Annotated in this window: 16 protein-coding genes; 8 read left to right on the top strand and 8 right to left on the bottom strand. The window is 31.9% G+C overall.

Annotation, left to right across the window (positions count from 1 at the left end):
• Position 1: 1 nt before the first annotated feature.
• The 7 genes from WAF17_RS07495 to WAF17_RS07465 form a co-directional block, all read right to left on the bottom strand.
• Positions 2–1,354, bottom strand: coding sequence for a pitrilysin family protein (locus WAF17_RS07495; RefSeq protein WP_338768290.1), 1,353 nt, complete (start codon positions 1,352–1,354; stop codon positions 2–4).
• A 43-nt stretch (positions 1,355–1,397) separates the two neighbouring features.
• Positions 1,398–2,459, bottom strand: coding sequence for a methyltransferase domain-containing protein (locus WAF17_RS07490; protein ID WP_338768288.1), 1,062 nt, complete (start codon positions 2,457–2,459; stop codon positions 1,398–1,400).
• Positions 2,460–2,573: 114 nt separating this feature from the next.
• Entirely contained in the window at positions 2,574–3,554 is a 981-nt protein-coding gene (locus WAF17_RS07485; protein ID WP_338768285.1) for a LysM peptidoglycan-binding domain-containing protein, read from the bottom strand.
• Between the two features lie 214 nt (positions 3,555–3,768).
• On the bottom strand, positions 3,769–4,353 hold the full coding sequence (gene ruvA / locus WAF17_RS07480) for a Holliday junction branch migration protein RuvA (RefSeq protein ID WP_338768282.1): 585 nt from the start codon (positions 4,351–4,353) through the stop codon (positions 3,769–3,771).
• Between the two features lie 221 nt (positions 4,354–4,574).
• Positions 4,575–5,417, bottom strand: a complete 843-nt coding sequence (locus WAF17_RS07475; RefSeq protein ID WP_338768279.1) for a DUF5694 domain-containing protein — start codon at positions 5,415–5,417, stop codon at positions 4,575–4,577.
• A gap of 185 nt (positions 5,418–5,602) precedes the next feature.
• A complete protein-coding gene (locus tag WAF17_RS07470; RefSeq protein WP_338768276.1) occupies positions 5,603–6,760 on the bottom strand; it encodes an acyl-CoA dehydrogenase family protein in 1,158 nt (385 codons plus the stop codon).
• Positions 6,761–6,942: 182 nt separating this feature from the next.
• A complete protein-coding gene (locus WAF17_RS07465; RefSeq protein WP_338768273.1) occupies positions 6,943–8,337 on the bottom strand; it encodes an HlyD family efflux transporter periplasmic adaptor subunit in 1,395 nt (464 codons plus the stop codon).
• Positions 8,338–8,797: 460 nt separating this feature from the next.
• Between WAF17_RS07465 and WAF17_RS07460 the strand changes: the two genes are divergently transcribed.
• The 6 genes from WAF17_RS07460 to WAF17_RS07435 all read left to right on the top strand — a co-directional run bounded on the left by WAF17_RS07460 (position 8,798) and on the right by WAF17_RS07435 (position 13,920).
• Positions 8,798–9,265 (top strand): CBS domain-containing protein, encoded by a 468-nt coding sequence (locus tag WAF17_RS07460; RefSeq protein ID WP_338768270.1) that lies wholly within the window; start codon positions 8,798–8,800, stop codon positions 9,263–9,265.
• A gap of 113 nt (positions 9,266–9,378) precedes the next feature.
• A complete protein-coding gene (locus WAF17_RS07455) occupies positions 9,379–10,539 on the top strand; it encodes a formimidoylglutamase (RefSeq protein ID WP_338768267.1) in 1,161 nt (386 codons plus the stop codon).
• Positions 10,540–10,605: 66 nt separating this feature from the next.
• Positions 10,606–10,929, top strand: coding sequence for a DUF721 domain-containing protein (locus WAF17_RS07450; RefSeq protein ID WP_338768265.1), 324 nt, complete (start codon positions 10,606–10,608; stop codon positions 10,927–10,929).
• Positions 10,930–11,138: 209 nt separating this feature from the next.
• On the top strand, positions 11,139–12,596 hold the full coding sequence (sufB, locus tag WAF17_RS07445) for a Fe-S cluster assembly protein SufB (RefSeq protein ID WP_338768262.1): 1,458 nt from the start codon (positions 11,139–11,141) through the stop codon (positions 12,594–12,596).
• A gap of 211 nt (positions 12,597–12,807) precedes the next feature.
• Positions 12,808–13,245 (top strand): CHRD domain-containing protein, encoded by a 438-nt coding sequence (locus tag WAF17_RS07440; RefSeq protein WP_338768259.1) that lies wholly within the window; start codon positions 12,808–12,810, stop codon positions 13,243–13,245.
• Between the two features lie 213 nt (positions 13,246–13,458).
• Entirely contained in the window at positions 13,459–13,920 is a 462-nt protein-coding gene (locus WAF17_RS07435; RefSeq protein WP_338768256.1) for a PA2169 family four-helix-bundle protein, read from the top strand.
• A gap of 79 nt (positions 13,921–13,999) precedes the next feature.
• On the opposite strand, the gene WAF17_RS07430 is transcribed toward WAF17_RS07435, so the two are convergent.
• Positions 14,000–15,346: a serine hydrolase gene (locus WAF17_RS07430; RefSeq protein ID WP_338768253.1), complete on the bottom strand. Its 1,347-nt coding sequence runs from the start codon at positions 15,344–15,346 to the stop codon at positions 14,000–14,002.
• Positions 15,347–16,073: 727 nt separating this feature from the next.
• On the opposite strand from WAF17_RS07430, the gene WAF17_RS07425 reads away from it, so the two are divergent.
• Together WAF17_RS07425 and WAF17_RS07420 are read left to right on the top strand one after the other, a co-directional pair.
• The gene (locus tag WAF17_RS07425) at positions 16,074–16,361 is read left to right on the top strand and encodes a hypothetical protein (RefSeq protein ID WP_338768250.1); all 288 of its coding nucleotides are present in this window, start codon (positions 16,074–16,076) and stop codon (positions 16,359–16,361) included.
• 50 nt (positions 16,362–16,411) lie between these two features.
• Positions 16,412–16,672 (top strand): thiamine-binding protein, encoded by a 261-nt coding sequence (locus tag WAF17_RS07420; RefSeq protein ID WP_338768248.1) that lies wholly within the window; start codon positions 16,412–16,414, stop codon positions 16,670–16,672.
• The last annotated feature ends 29 nt before the right edge of the window (positions 16,673–16,701 follow it).

Here is a 16,701-nt window from a genome sequence, read left to right as displayed (position 1 = left end):
TTTAATTTCTAACTTTATTTTTGGGTGAGTAATATAGTGTTACTCTATTTTCTTTGATAAGGTATTTTTTTGCAGCTTCTTGAATTTCTTCTCTTGTTACCTTCATATAATTTTCAATTTCTGTATGTATAAGATTTGCATTTCCTTTATAGACATAATTACTAGCTAATGTTTTTGCAATTCCTGCAATGGTACTATTTTGAGTATAAAAATCAGCTTCAAATTGGTTTTGTAATTTTTGTAATTCTTGTTCTTCAATCAACTCATTTTTTAATTTTTCATATTCTTCATTCATGGCTTTTTCTAAAGTTAAGGGAGAAGTCTGCTGCGAACTGATTCCGAAAGCAAGAGCAATACTAGGATTTTGTTCTACATCTAAAGCAAAATTTCCTACAAAAACAGCTTTTTGTTGTTCATCTTTTATGGCTTTTGAAAGTCTTGAATCTTTACCTTTAGAAAGAAGAGCAAACAACATTTTGGAAGCGTAATAATCACTTTGTTCGTAAGAAGGCACTTTAAAGGCTTGAATAACAGCAGGAAGTTGAATGTTATCATAAAAAACACTATCACGAATTTCTTCTCTTTGAGATGGCTCATTAATTTGAGGCTGAACTATTTTTTTTCTTTTTGGTATTCCTTTAAAATATTTTTCTACTAATAGTTTTGCGTTTTTGACATCAATATCTCCAGCAATACTCACTACGGCATTATTAGGAACATAATAGGTTTCATAAAACTTTTCATAATCAATTTGTTTGGCTGTCTCTAAATCTTCCATTGAACCAATGACATACGATTTGTAAGGATGCTCAGTATAAACTCGCTTCAAGGTTTCTTCCAAAATAGAACCATAAGCAACAGCATCAAAACGCTCATAGCGTTCATTTTTTACTTTTTCCTTTTGTATTTCTATGCCTGTACTATCTACTCTTGCATGTAACATACGCTCAGACTCTAGCCAAAGCGCAAGTTCTAATTGATTAGAAGGTACTACTTCTTGATAAAGAGTACCATCTTGGCTAGTTGTTGCGTTTCTGACTCCCCCTACATCTTCAATATATTTATCAAACTCTCCACGCTTGATATTCTTCGAACCTTCGAAAAGTAAATGTTCGAAAAAATGTGCAAAACCTTTTTGATTTGCTTCTTCATCTTTCGAACCTACATGATATAAAACTGTAACAGCTACAAGAGGGGCAGAATGGTCTTCATGTAGAATGACATGCAAACCATTTTTGAGTGTAAATTCAGTAAACTCAATTTTAAATTCATCTTTTATATCTTTATTGATTGGAATAAAACTTCCAAAAAGTAATATAAACAAGACTAAACTAGAGCAGAGTTTTTTTTTCATTTGAAAGGAGTAATCTAAATTGATAATTTATAAATTCATTCCGTTAAAGAGAAACTGCTTCTGAAGCAATCATAATAGGAATAGTTTCATCTATTGGATAAAACTTATTGATAGAAGGAGAAATAATTTGAGTTTTATCTTCACTTAACTCAACAGAAGTATGAGAAATTGGACAGCGTAATAAATGAACTAAATTGAGGTTATCATTTGGATTGCTTTGGTGAGCTTTCCAAAATTTTTCTAATTGCTCAATAGAAGTCTGAGGAGCTTTTTCTACTTGGCTCTTTGCTTTAATAAAAACACTATCAGAATATTTTTTCATAAATGATAATCTGTCAGCAAACCAAGAACAAAAGAGAGAAGTAGCACAAATGAGTTTATATTTTGGAGAAACATATTTCAAATCTTCTGGCAGAACACCAATTCCTAAGAAACTGTGATTATCATAATCAAAATTACCAAAAATAGGAGTAAATATATTTTTATACTCTTCGATGGTATAATACCTAACATCCCAAGAATTAATATCGTCTTTTTCTTTATGAAAAGTTTTGGCAGGTCCCATGCTATTTCTGATTCCTTGTTTGTTTGGGAACTCAAGATAAGTATAACCTTTTGGGTTTAATATTCGATTAATATTATTCAAACAAGAGTTGAGACGCTGTTTATGAGTGTGTTGAATAACGCTAAACGACCAAACTAAATCTAAAATCCCGTCTATAAAAGGAAGATGTTGCAAATCAGCCACACAGGTATAACCACTTTTACCAAAGTGAGCAAGTGTTTGTTTGGCTGTCTTACAAAATTCTAAACGAATATCTATACCAATAGGAATATAGCCTTTTTCTGCTCCAGCTACTAACCAACGTCCCCATCCACAACCAATATCAAGCATGAGCTTATCTCCACTAACTGCATCGACAGGTAAATTATACTTTGGATAAGTATCTAACTTTCCTACTATATCTTCATATTGGATTCCATTGGTAGCTGAAACTTGTTGTTGAACTGTCCATGGAATATCTTTATAGTACCCTTGAGGTTTTGGAAGATATTGTAATTGTTCATAAATTTTGGTTCTATCAAATTCAGAATCACTAAGCATTATTACTATTAATTAAGGTAAAAAATACTCTGCTTAATTTTTAGTAAAGAATTAAAAGCAAAAGCATCATTATTTTTAAAACATCAAAATTACATAAATAAATTAGTAATTGCTCTATTCTTCCCAATCCAAATAAACAGGAAATTCTTTACTCATTGTGCCTAATTGTCGTGCAGCTTTGTGGCTAATGATAATTACTACATTTTTATTTCGGTCAATATTCGGAATTTTGCCTATAATTTTTACCGTTACAGTTCTTCCTGTACTTTCATTATGAATTTTTATTAGCGTTCCTTTTGGTGCAGTTCGGTGCATTCCTACGAAACGTTCGCTATTCAGAGTAACATGACAAACTCCTGATTCTGAATGAGGTTTCCCTTTTTTTCCTTGACTACTTGTAGAGCTAACACTTGCAACAATCAAAACGTCTTCTACGTCTTCTGCTTTTCCGACAATAATTTTTTGCCCTGCATTTATTTGCCCAGAAGGATTATCATTTAATTTTTTCAATTCTTCTACACTTACATTATATTTTTGAGAAATAGCATAAAGTGTCTGACCATTTGCTACGATATGATATTTATGTTTTGGCTCATCTTTTTTATTGGGATCTTTTGCTTCACTATACGCATTGGCAGGAATAGCATATAAATCTTGATGACTACTTGGATAGGGAATTAAGAGTTCTTGTCCTGTTTGGATTTGAGTAGAGTAGAGTTCATTTAGTTCTTTAAGTGTCTTTACATCAGTTTGGAATTTTGATGCAATCGAAAAAAGTGTTTCACTTGGACGAACTTTATAGCCTTTTAGTTGAGAAATTCTATATGTTGTTTGAGCTTGTGGGATATAAATAATCTGATTTACCTTTAACGGATAACGAGCAACTGGATTAAGTGTAATGAGTGTTTCTTTGTTTACTCCATATTTTCTAGCAATATCATAAATATCTTCACCGATAGTTACTTTGTGTTTGATATATAGATTATTTCCTTTTCGTTCTAAGCCAATAGAATCTTTTTTTGAGGTAAAAGAGGAAAAAGCATAAGAAGAAATATTGATAAAAAAGAGGGCAGTAAATAGAATAAAAAATTTCACTTTTGGGAAATGGATTTTAGGGATTGAAAATTGGAAAAATACAGTTTTTAAACACAGAGTGACAGAGAATGCAGGAGAATGAGAATACAAATATTTGAAATACAGTTTCGAACCACAGAGAAATACAGAGAAAAATTAATTGTATCTGTATTACTTCTGACTTCTAAAATCTAGCTTCTTACTTTATTAAAAACTGGTAACTGATTACTGAAAACTAGCCTTCTTGCAAACTATATGTTATTAACTCTTCTAGAGAAAGTTCTGTGCCATATTTTTTGAGTATTGCGTTTATGGTTCTACCAGCTACTAATTTGGATAACCCTAGGCTGATAAGAGCATTTGAAGCTTGTTCTTTTAGTGCGCTACTCATTCCACCTTCGTCTTCTAATTGGAATCCTTCTTTAGCTAGTTTATCTTTTAAGTCTAAGACTAAACGTTCAGATGTTTTCTTTCCAATTCCTTTTATTTTCTGAATAACAGAAGTTTGATTGTTAATAATTGCATCGGCAAGTTCGGAAACATTCATTGCTGAGAGCATTACTAAAGCCGTATTTCTTCCCACTCCAGAAACACTAATGAGTTGCAAAAACATTTTTTTCTCGCTTTCTGTCGCAAACCCAAAAAGTTCTTGTGAGTCTTGTGTTACGCTCAAGTAGGTAAAAAGTTTACAAGGTTGTCCTTCTTGAATAATAGAATAGGTTTGAAGAGATATTTTGAGCTGATAACCAACACCATTAATATCCAAAACGGCTAAAGAAGGTTCTCGGTGTGTTATTTTTCCGTTGAGATAGGCAAACATTTAGTAGTGATTAGTTTTTAGGGATTAATTATTAGTTATGAAATATCAAAATGCTATTTTTATTTTCTATTTCTAATTTCTTAATCAAAGATAGCTAAAAAAGATGTTTTTTAATAGAATGAGATACAATTTTTAAGAGAAATAAAGAAACAAAAAAATCCATTCAAAAAAATATATTTTCTTGAATGGATTTTTGAATAATTTAGGATAGGATTTTACTTTTAATTTAAAATTTTTTGTAATTCTACACCTTTTAGTCTTGAATGACTTGAAATAATTTCATTAATCAGAGTTACATGACTAGAACCTAGTAGTATCATAACTTTTTCATCTTCATTTGTAACTTGTCTCTGCATAATAGAAAGCATGTACAAGTTTCTTCTATACCATTCTGATGCTAAATAGGCACCTGCAAAATTATCTATACTGCCTATTTCATTTATTGTTTGCGTATAAAGTGCAACATCTTTTTGGCGTAAAGACGAATTATTAAGAAAATATAAAATTTCTTTAAGAGATTTATCAGCATCTATTTGAGCATCAAAACTTGCTGAAAACTCTTCAATAGTTTGCATAATTTCATTTTGCAATGCTGACTGATTATTCTTTTGAGCTACTTTCATCAAACTATCAAAAGGAAAGTTTACATCTGTATAATCCATGGCATACACTTTATGATGTCCTAACTTTTTAGCTGCACGAAAAGCGAGTTGAAAAATTTCATTCTTTTTATAAAAATCAGATAATTCTGGATTTTCAAAATATGTTCCTTTTAAATATAGATCATACAAAGAATCTAACTCTTCCTGTTCATTGTACTCCCATTCTACAAAAATTTTGGAAGGGTTGTAAACCTTTATTTTGTCTGTAATTTCATCTAACTCTGCTTGACTTTGCTCACTTTCAATATCAAAACTTTTAGTTTTAGCTGCATCAAGACCTGGGTTATTGAAATGAAAAGTTCCAAAAAGAAGAACTTCAGTAGGTTTCCTTTGCTCAGAGTTTTGAGCTATTACTGAAAATGAAATACACAATAGAAATACGAAACAACATATTTTTCTCATAACTTATAAAATTTGAATAATGATTAATTAATTAGAATGCTTTTTCTGAGTGAGATACGATTACTAGATTTCAAAATGTCAAAAAAGGTTGCACTTATCTAAGAAAAAATCTACACAGATAAAAAGCCCATTCTAATTTTTCAATCAGAATGGGCTTTTATTTCTTTATAATTTAGCGATAATTTTTACTTCAAAATTGCTCTTGAAATAACGAGTTTTTGAATTTCAGATGTTCCTTCTCCAATCGTACAAAGTTTAGAATCTCTATAATATTTTTCTACTGGAAAATCTTTTGTATATCCATATCCACCAAAAATTTGTACGGCTTCAGAAGCTACTTTTACACATACTTCAGAAGCTACATATTTAGCCATTGCAGATTCTTTATTTACACTTTTTCCTTTATTTTTTAGGTCGGCAGCTTGTCTTGTCAAAAGTTCGGCAGTTTCTACATCGGTAGCCATTTCTGCCAGTTTGAAGGCAATCGCTTGGAACTTTGCAATCGGCTGATTGAACTGCTCACGCTCTTTTGAGTAAACAATAGAATGACGCAAAGCACCTTTTGCAATTCCTAAACTAAGGGCAGCAATAGAAATACGTCCACCATCTAATACTTTCAATGACTGAACAAATCCATCGCCTACTTCTCCCAAAATATTATCTTTATGAACTCTACAATTATCAAAAACGAGTTCGGCAGTTTCAGAAAGGCGCATTCCTAATTTGTCTTCTTTGCGTCCACCTGAAAAACCTTCTGTTGTTTTTTCGATTACAAAAGCAGTCATTCCATGTGAATCTCCAACTTCGCCAGTACGAACAATAACAACAGCAATATCACCACTTTTACCGTGAGTAATGAAGTTTTTTGTTCCATTAATTACCCAATAATCGCCATCTTGAACGGCAGTTGTACGCATATTTCCTGCATCCGAACCTGTGTTGGCTTCTGTGAGCCCCCACGCTCCAATCCATTCAGCAGTTGCTAGTTTTGGCAACCAACGTTTCTTTTGTTCTTCGTTTCCAAACTGTAAAATATGACCTGTACAAAGGGAGTTGTGAGCAGCCATAGAAAGACCAATTGAAGGGTCAATAACGGCGAGTTCTGCAATTGCAGTTACGTATTCTTGATATCCAAAACCACTTCCACCATATTCTTCTGGAACTAAAACGCCCATCAAACCTAAATTTCCTAATTCTTTCATTACATCAACAGGAAAATGTTGGTCATCATCCCATTTATTACGATTTGGAGTAATTGCACGTTCTCCAAAATCTTGCACCATTTTGGCAATCATTTGAAGCGTTTCTTCTGTATTTGTTTGTGTAGGTGTTGCTACTGACATATATTTTGTTTTTTTTATGGTTGTTTTTATTGATTCTTTTAAGGCTAAAGTTACGATTTTTTTGTGAATTTTCTGATAATGAAATTTGAAATTATTCATTTCTTATTACCAAACATATTTACTGTACAAAAAAATGAATATTTTTGTTTGAAAAATAAACCTCAATCTTGTATCTCATAACTTTATCTTTTTAATTTAGAATCATATTCCATTTGCTCTACTTTATCCTTTTCTTCTTTACTTCCGTAATCACTTCCCTCAACAGGCAAAGGAGGAAAAGCATTGAGTTGTCGCCATAATTCGTACCAAATCGGAACTTCATTGAGCATTGCCCAACCATAAACTCCACTTCCTACACGTAGAGCAGCAGGCCAACCTTCTTCATCTTGTGTATCAGGAACTACCAAAACACGATATTTATTTTTTGTATTGATATAATCAATAACAGCTATCTTACCACCAAAAGTACCGACCGTAGCAGATTCCCAGCCCGAAAAAACAAGCGAAGGCCAACCATCAAATTGCAAACGCACTTTCGTACCACGTTGGAGCAGAGGAACATCATTTGCAGAAACATACAACTCTACTGCAAGTTGTGGGTTTTCAGGCATAATAGTGACAAGAGCTTGTCCTTCTTTCACAATTTCACCAATTCCTGTAAGTAAAGATTTTACGACATAACCAGATTGAGGCGCACGAATGATATAATTTGCCTTTCTGACCTCTACATTGGTAAGTTCATTTTGAAGTTTGGTTAGTTTCTGTTCATTTTCATTTACGTAAGCAAGTGTCGAACTTTTATCTGAAATAGCTTTTGCAATCTTACTCATATAAGCAGCTCGTTTCGACGAAACTTCCAAAACAGTATTCAAATACTCATTTCTTGTAGTAGCTAGTTTGTTTTGAGCAGAATTGAGTTTAGCCGTTGATTCTTTTGCTTTTAGCTCTTTGTTTTCTAAATCAGTCTTCGAAGTAAGTCCTTTTTTGAAGAGTTCTTGTTCACGTTCATACTGCATTACAGCATTTTGATATTGCGTTTCGATAGCCACCAAATCAGCACTATCTATCGTAATTTTGTATCTTAACTGTTCTACTTTATTTTTAGCTTGATTTACCTCCAATTCCATGGCTGCTCTATCAGCTGCAATTTGTTGGTCTAATGCTCTTGCTTTATCTCCCAAAGAACCAATTGCGCTTCCTTGAGCATCAATCTGACTTGCCATTCTATCAGTCAAGTTTGGATCAAAGTAATAATCTTTTATTTCTGAAATCCTTGCAATAGTATCCCCTGCATTAACAAACTGCCCTTCTTGTATGTGCCAAGATTCTATTCGTCCACCCACAACAGGATATACTTTTTGAGGTCGGTCTTCTTGCCTAAGAGCTGTAAGCTGTCCAAAACCTGCAATATTTTGTTGCCAAGGAAGAAATAAAAATGCTATTCCTGCCACAAAAATCCCTAATGACCAATATGCCACTATTTTACCATAACGAGGTGTTTGGAGGAGTTCGAAGACATAAAAATCTTCAAATAACCTATCGCCTTCTGGCATTCTTTCCTTTGAAATTCCTAACATAGTTTTTGGTAGTGCTGTTTTTTAATAAATTCTTATTCAAAAGTAAGTAATTATTTTTTAAAAGTATTACTATCACAGATAATCATTTTACTTTAGATTTGTTCAAATATTTATCAAATTAAGAATTGTTTTTTTGTCATTAACATTCAACTTCAAAAGATAGAATAGTGTTTTATTAAAAAAGCTTATGTAAAATTCGAATTTTCTGACCTAAAGGAATTAAGAATCAAGCTTGTTTATTATTAATAAATTGAAACATTAAATTGATTTTATTGAAAAAAGCCAAATTAAGTTTTGAATTATCACTTTTTTAAGTTAAATTGTAATAGAAAAGGTTAAAAAGTTGTTTTATCTAGTGGTAATTACCAATGATAGTTTTTTTGAATAACTAAAAGTGGAAAAAACTAGCTAAAAAATCAAACAGACCTACTTTTACAAAAACTTAATTACATCAAAATTTATGAATTTTACATCAAAAAATACAGCAAACGACAAAGAAAAGTTATCATCTGTCAAAGCTTATCCTTCCGTAACTCGTTATATGGCAACTAATTTAATTACTTTCAGCCCAGAACAACCTGTGTCAGAAGTAATTGATGTTTTTTTAGAAAAGAAAATTTCGGGTGCGCCTGTACTCAACGAAAATAAAGAATTAGTAGGAATTATTTCTGAAAAAGATTGTCTGCGTGTTATGATTGGCTCTGCATATCATAACCAGCCTATAAGTGTAGGAAAAGTAGCCGATTTTATGACACGAAACGTACAGACTGTTTCAGAAGACCAAGATGTTTTGGATATTGCTCAAGCGTTCTTAAATACACCTATTCGTCGTTTTCCTGTTCTCAACAAACAAGGAAAAGTAATTGGGCAGGTCAGTCGTAGAGATATTTTGAGAGCAGCTGATATTATAGAATCCACTACATGGTAAGACAAAAAATATGAAGTCAAATCTCAAAAATAAATACACGTTTAATTAACCTATTTTTATATCTTTGAAAATAGGTTTTTTTTGAGCTAGAATTTTGAAATTATACAGATAAAATGAATTTAGAATTATTTTTTGACGCACCTTCTTTAGCTGATTTTGATGGACAAAATCATACAAATACGTGGTTTGAGATTCTGAATGGTAATTTTTCAGCTGACTCTACATGGCAAGATGCTGAAATTGCAATTATTGGGGTGGACGACAAAATTGGCTCTGAAAACAAATCTATACTTAATGCTGCTGATGCTGTTCGTCAAAAATTATATCGGTTACAGAAAGGAAGAGCCTATAAATACAATATTATAGATTTAGGAAATTTGCGTTTGACAGAGAACGAAAGTCAAACAAAAGAGCGTTTGAGTGAGGTTTGTTATAGGTTGCTTCAAAAAAATGTTTTGCCAATCATTATTGGAGGAAGCCACGATTTGACATTGGCGCAATATGAAGCTTACAAACCATTAGATAAAATGCTTTCGCTTCTGTGTGTTGATGCAAAAATTGATTTGGATACAAATAGTAATTCGTTGGCAGATAGTTTTATGGATAAAATATTGAAATTACAACCTAATTACCTATTCAATATTACCCATTTGGCTAGTCAAGAATATTTGATTCCATTAGATTTTATAAAATTATATCAAAAACTTAATTTTGACGTTGTTGGAGTAGGTAAAATTAGAGACAGACCAGAAGAAATAGAACCTCTTGTCAGAACTTCTGACTTGCTTAGTTTTGATTTGAGTGCTATTCGTGCAGCCGATGCAGCAGGAAACAAACTGGCTCAACCCTTCGGGCTTTCAGCAGAAGAAGCCACTCGTATTTGTTGGTATGCTGGGAATAATGTACAGATGACCTCTATAGGCTTTTATGAGTACAATCCTGATTTGGATGTGTATGGACATACAGCAAGTATAATTTCGACGATGATTTGGTATTTTGTAGAAGGATTTTATAATCGTCAGGCTGAATATGATTTTGGAAGTCCTTTTTATATAAAATACCTTGTTCCCATGGGAGGTAGAACTGATTTTATGATGGTTTTCTATAAGAGCAAACTAACTGATAAATGGTGGTTGGAAGTACCTGCTCCAGATATCGAAGAAAATCCATATCAACGTCCTTCTATTATTCCGTGTAGTTATAATGATTACCAACAAGCAAATAGAGGTGAAATGCCAGAACGTTGGATAAAAATGTATAATCGCCTGTTTTGATACGATGTAGTTATTTATTATTCACACTTAATAATTTATCATTCCTTAATAATATATCAAAAAAACATGTACGACAAAAATTATAACAAACTGCCGTCAAGAAGAACACCCGACCCAAAACCAATAGGAGATGCCTTAAAGGCATTTTTGGAAGCTCAAAAGTGGTCTGTGAAATATGAAAGCAATAGATTAAAGGTAGATTGGGCAAAAATTGTAGGCGATTTTGTAGCTAGTCAAACAGAAAAAGTAGAAATCAGAAATAAAAAAATATTTATTCGTGTGTCTCAACCTACTTTGAGGTATGAATTATTGATGCAGAAAACGTCTCTTATCTATCGTGTCAACTCTCATTTTGGAAAAAGAATAATAGAAGATGTTGTTTTACTATAGCTTATAGTAAGATAAAAATGAGTTTTTTGAAAAAAAACAACTTTATAAAACCTTTATCTCAATTTTTTGTTATACTTTTGCAGTATCAAAATTATTTAGACTAATTACAAACAAGATAACTGAAAGACCCTAAGGGGTTTTCAGAAACCCTTAGGGTCTAAAAAAATTAAAAATTAGCATTATCGAACTGCTACTTACTCTATAAAATTATGGCAGAAGCAAAACAAACCGAGCAAGAACTTTTAGAAGACATCACAAATTCGGAATATAAGTACGGATTTGTTTCAAATATAGAATCAGATAAAGCAATCAAAGGACTAACAGAAGATACTGTTCGTTTTATTTCTGCAAAGAAAAACGAACCAGAGTGGCTGTTGGAGTGGCGTTTGGAGGCTTTCAGAAAATGGCAAGCAATGCCAACTCCAAAATGGGCAAACTTGAATATTCCTGAAATTGATTTTCAAGATATTATTTATTATGCTGCCCCAAAACAAAAGCCAAAAGTAAATAGCCTTGATGAAGTTGATCCAGAGCTTTTGGCTACTTTCGATAAATTAGGAATTTCTCTTACAGAACAAAAACGTCTCTCTGGAGTGGCAGTTGATGTGGTAATGGATAGCGTTTCAGTAGCTACTACCTTCAAAACGAAACTAGCAGAATTAGGAATTATTTTTTGTTCGTTTAGTGAAGCTGTTCAAGAACATCCAGAATTAATTAAAAAATATTTGGGTTCAGTTGTTCCTGTAAGTGATAATTATTTTTCAGCACTTAATTCAGCTGTCTTCAGTGATGGTTCGTTCTGTTATATTCCTAAAGGAGTTCGTTCGCCAATGGAATTATCAACGTATTTTAGAATCAATGAAGCAAATACAGGACAGTTTGAAAGAACACTAATTATAGCAGAAGAAAGCTCTTATGTGAGTTATTTGGAAGGCTGTACTGCTCCTCAACGAGATGAAAATCAACTTCATGCTGCCGTAGTGGAAATATTTGCACACAAAAAAGCAGAAGTAAAATATTCAACGGTTCAGAATTGGTATCCGGGGGATAAGAATGGAAAAGGTGGAATTTATAACTTTGTAACCAAACGTGGAATTTGTTTTGGAGATGAATCAAAAATTTCTTGGACACAAGTAGAAACTGGTTCAGCAATTACGTGGAAATATCCATCGTGTATTCTGAAAGGAGATAACTCAATGGGAGAGTTTTATTCTGTTGCCGTTACTAAAAACTACCAACAAGCAGATACAGGAACTAAAATGATTCATATCGGTAAAAACACAAAGAGTCGTATTGTTTCAAAAGGTATTTCGGCTGGTCATAGTCAAAATTCGTATCGTGGTTCGGTGGATATTATGAAACGAGCTACAAACTCACGTAATTTCTCTCAATGTGATTCACTTTTAATTGGTGATTTGTGTGGAGCACATACGTTTCCGTATATAAATGCAGAAAATAGTAGCGCACAAATAGAACACGAAGCCACAACTTCAAAAATTGGAGAAGACCAAATTTTTTATTGTAATCAGAGAGGAATAGATTCTGAAAAAGCTGTTGCTCTTATTGTAAATGGTTACTGTAAAGAGGTTTTGAATAAGTTACCAATGGAATTTGCAGTAGAAGCACAAAAATTATTAGCCCTTTCTTTAGAGGGAAGCGTAGGATAATTTTTAGATACAGTATGAAATAATAAAGCCTATCAAAAAATATATTTTCTGATAGGTTTTTTCTTTAAAAATAATTTCGAAATCTATAATATCATTTTACAAGAAATCATACATATTGCTTTTTTTTAAAAAAAAATAAAACAATTTAAAGAAATGACTTGTTAATAAGACTGTTACTTTAAATTAATTTTTAACTAAAACAAACCCTATTATGAAAAATTATTGGAAAACGGCATTGTGGAGCATGGCTTTAATATTATTTACATTTATGGCTACTAGTTGTGGTGATGATGATGAAGATGAAGCTCCTGAGTTAAGAACCAAAGTATATACACTTCAAACTGTAACTGCTGGTGTAGGTGGTACAGTTACTTTCAACGAAGTAAATTCAACAAGCACTTCTGTAACTGTTGTTCTTACTGGCGCACCTGATGGTGGAGTTCATCCTGCACATATCCATGATGGAGATATAGATAATCCTGGTGGAATTGCATATAACCTTGGACCTATTGAAAACTCTACAAATACAGTTACTTTAGATGCAAGTTATGATGCACTTACAAGTTATAATGGTTATGTAAATATACACCTTAGTGCAGAAGAATTAGAAGTTATTGTAGCTAATGCTAATATTGGTTCTAACGAATAACTACATTCTGAATACTAATTAAGTATTCATTCAAAGCAAATTACTTTGAGAGCAATTTTATTTTAAACTTTATAGCAATAATATTAAGTTTTAAAATAGAATTGCTTTTTTTTATTCTTAAATCTCAAAATAATTATAACAATCTGCTATATCAAGGGTTAATATAACAAGAAACAAAATTTTTTAACCTTTAACTTTTTAATCTAAAATAGTATGAGTCAAGAATCAAATAAAAAAGCCGTAGAAGCCTTAAACGAACTTATTGAAAAAAATTATGATGCTGAAAAAGGCTATAAAGAAGCCGTAACAGATGTAGAAAATAATGAACTTAAAGATTTCTTTACAAAGTCAGTAAAACAACGTTATGACTTTGGACATGAACTAAAAGCTGAAATAGCTAAATTGGGTGGAACTGTCGAAAAAGGAACAAGCATTACAGGAGATTTGCACCGTATTTGGATAGATTTAAAATCATTCGTTTTAGGAAAAGACGTAGAAGCCGTAGTCAATGAATGTGAGCGAGGAGAAAAAGCTGCTATCGAAGATTACGAAAAAGTCTTGAAAATGAATGAAATTCCTATGGATGCAAAGACTGTTATTCATAAACATTTGCAACAAATTCGTTCTTCATTAGAACACTTGGAAGCAATGAAAAAACGCTTCGCTACTGCATAATCGTTAATCAGTAATAAGAAAGCCAATTATTCTTTAAGAGTAATTGGCTTTTTTGTTTTATCAATTTTTGAATCATTTCTTATTCTTTAACAATCTTCAAATAAGTAGTGGTTTTTGTTCCTATGGGTGTAATTTCGACAAAATACATTCCCTTTTTCCATTTATTGGCAGCAATCCTAAAAGAATGTGTAACCTGTGCTTCATAAATTACTTTACCTAAAGCATCACGAATAGCAACTTCATATCTGCCCTTCGGAATTTTGAGAAAGTAATTTCCATTACTCGGATTTGGATATACTTTCATATTTTCTTGTAATGTATCATCACTTGATAAAACTGGATTATCACATGATAAATTAGAAATTCTACCCCAAAGCTGATTATCAAAAGAAGAAAGAGCATTAAGCTGACCAGACTCTGCACTATTTCCAACTCTTACTACAACTAAACTCTGACTAGGTACGACATAAATTTTTTGGTCATTTGCTCCCAATGCTGCAATCATATCAGAAGGAGCATTTGGAATCATTGAGCCTTCGAAAACTCTATCTGAATCAGGAAGTTTGTAAGTTTCTTTTCCATTTAACCACCATAAATAGCCGTAAGCTGGGTTTAGGAGCTGTGAAGTATTTGTCATCTGTTCGAAATACATAGCATCATTCAAAACAGGATTTGTTTCCCATTTTCCTTTATTGAGCATCAAAAGACCAAAACGAGCCATACTTCTAGGCTTAGAAAATAAGATATAATTTATGAAAGCTCCTGTAATTCCTGTCTTACGAGTTACTCTCTCTGCGAAATATTGGTTTATTGGTTTTCCTGTTGCACTATCCAAAACATCTTGTAGCAAACGATAGGGAGCAGAATAATAGTACCAGTAGGTGTCAGGTTCTGCTCTGTAAGTAAAGCAACTTGGGTTATAACATGTATTCGTACCTGCATCAGAAGGAGGATTTAATCCTGTTGTCATTGTCATTTGATGGCGAATGGTAATTTTATCTTCTTGTTCTTTTGTCAAGCTTGTCCAACTTTCGCCCAAATAAGTAGATGTTTTTTTATTAATATCTAAAAGACTAGAACGCTGTGCAATCCCAACCAAAGTAGCAACCATAGATTTACCAGCTGAAGCCCAATACCAAACACTATCCTTAGCAAATGTTCCAAAATATTTTTCTAAAACAATCTTACCGTCTTTCAAAACAATAAAACCTTTTGTATTTTTGCTTTCTAAAAACGTATATAAACTATCAATTCGTTCATCACACCATTCCAATTCTGTAGTTTCCATTGTTTCCCAGTTGCTTTCTTCAGTTTCTATAAGTGGAGGAAAATACAGCTCTTGTGCCTTAGCAAAGTCAAGAAAAGCAAACAGAGAAAAAAAGAAGAAAGTAAATATTTTGAAAATTTTCGTAGAGAAAGGTTGCATGAGTTTAAAAATTAAGCAAGAAGGAAGATATTTTTTATTTATGAAGTAAAACTTAAATAAGTTACTGTTTTTGAATTAATAATTTGTTAATAATCACTAGTTTATATCTGTAATTCCTAGCTTTTGGACAGATAATAATAATTTTTGAAATTATTTTGATAAAAGACATTAACTCTGTTAATTTAAAATTAGTTAAAAATCATTCGAAAATTGAAAAAACGACTACTTTTTTACTAAATATTCAAAATAAATTCTGAATTTGTAAATAATTGTTCTCTTTTAAGAAACCAAACTATCAAATTTTCCGTTCTATTAATATAATCAAACGTTAAATAGTTAATAGTCAATTAGTTATGATGTTTTGATTCGCTCTTAATAGAAAGAATTTTTCAAAGATAGTTTTAGGAGTTCTTTGAAAAATAGATATTCAAAGTTTTGAAAGCTAAGAAATAAAATGAAAATATATAGTTTTAAAAAAATGAGACTATTTTTATAATAAAATACTCATTTCTCTTTTTTCATAATTTCAATGTTTTCATATCAATAGGGTTAAGTTGTAAGTTGAAAAGAGTCCGATAAGTTATCGGACTTTTTTTTATGTAAACTCATTATTAATGCTATCTGTTTCAGTTATTGAACCTAAAAACAAAACATATTTACTTTCTATCAATTATTTCACTAATCACTAATCACTAATCACTAATCACTAATCACTAATCACTAATCTATGGCTGCCTTAATGATGATTTTTGCCTCTGCGTGTTCGCTTTTACTCATTGGTGTACTTATGAAAATTGCATTTTTTAACAATAAATCTATTTCGAATGAAGAAAAAGAAGAAGTTGCTCAACTCAAACAGCGCAATCACGAGTTAGAAGTGCGTATGGAAACACTTGAGACCATTGTAACAAGTATAGACCCAGAACTGCTAGGAGGGCTTTTAGAGCTGAATTCGACAAAGAAACGAGTGCCTAAGAATGTGAGAGATAAAATTGATAAATTAAGAAAAAGATAATCTTATTTTTAGGTAAAATTTTCGTTTATCATTAAATCAATCAAAAAAATATGAGAGTTTCTGTTGAAGTAAGTGTTTATCCACTTACAGAAGATTATAAACCAACTGTAAAAGTTTTTATCCGAAAAGTTTCTGAAAATTCGGCTCTAAAAGTACGAGTAAATGGTATCAGTACACAGATTTTTGGAGAATTAAATGAAGTCATGCTAAGTTTGGAAAAAGCAATTGAGTCTTGTTTTGACTCTCAAAAAGCATCTGTAATAGTTAAGTTTTTGGGAACAGATTTGAGTGAGTATGAGTATAAAGGGTAATTTTTCGTTCAAAATTTCAGCATAAAAAA

It is taken from the genome of Bernardetia sp. ABR2-2B, assembly GCF_037126435.1.
GTDB lineage: Bacteria > Bacteroidota > Bacteroidia > Cytophagales > Bernardetiaceae > Bernardetia.
Note: the sequence above shows the minus strand (reverse complement) of the source record. Positions and strands in the feature narration are given on the sequence as shown.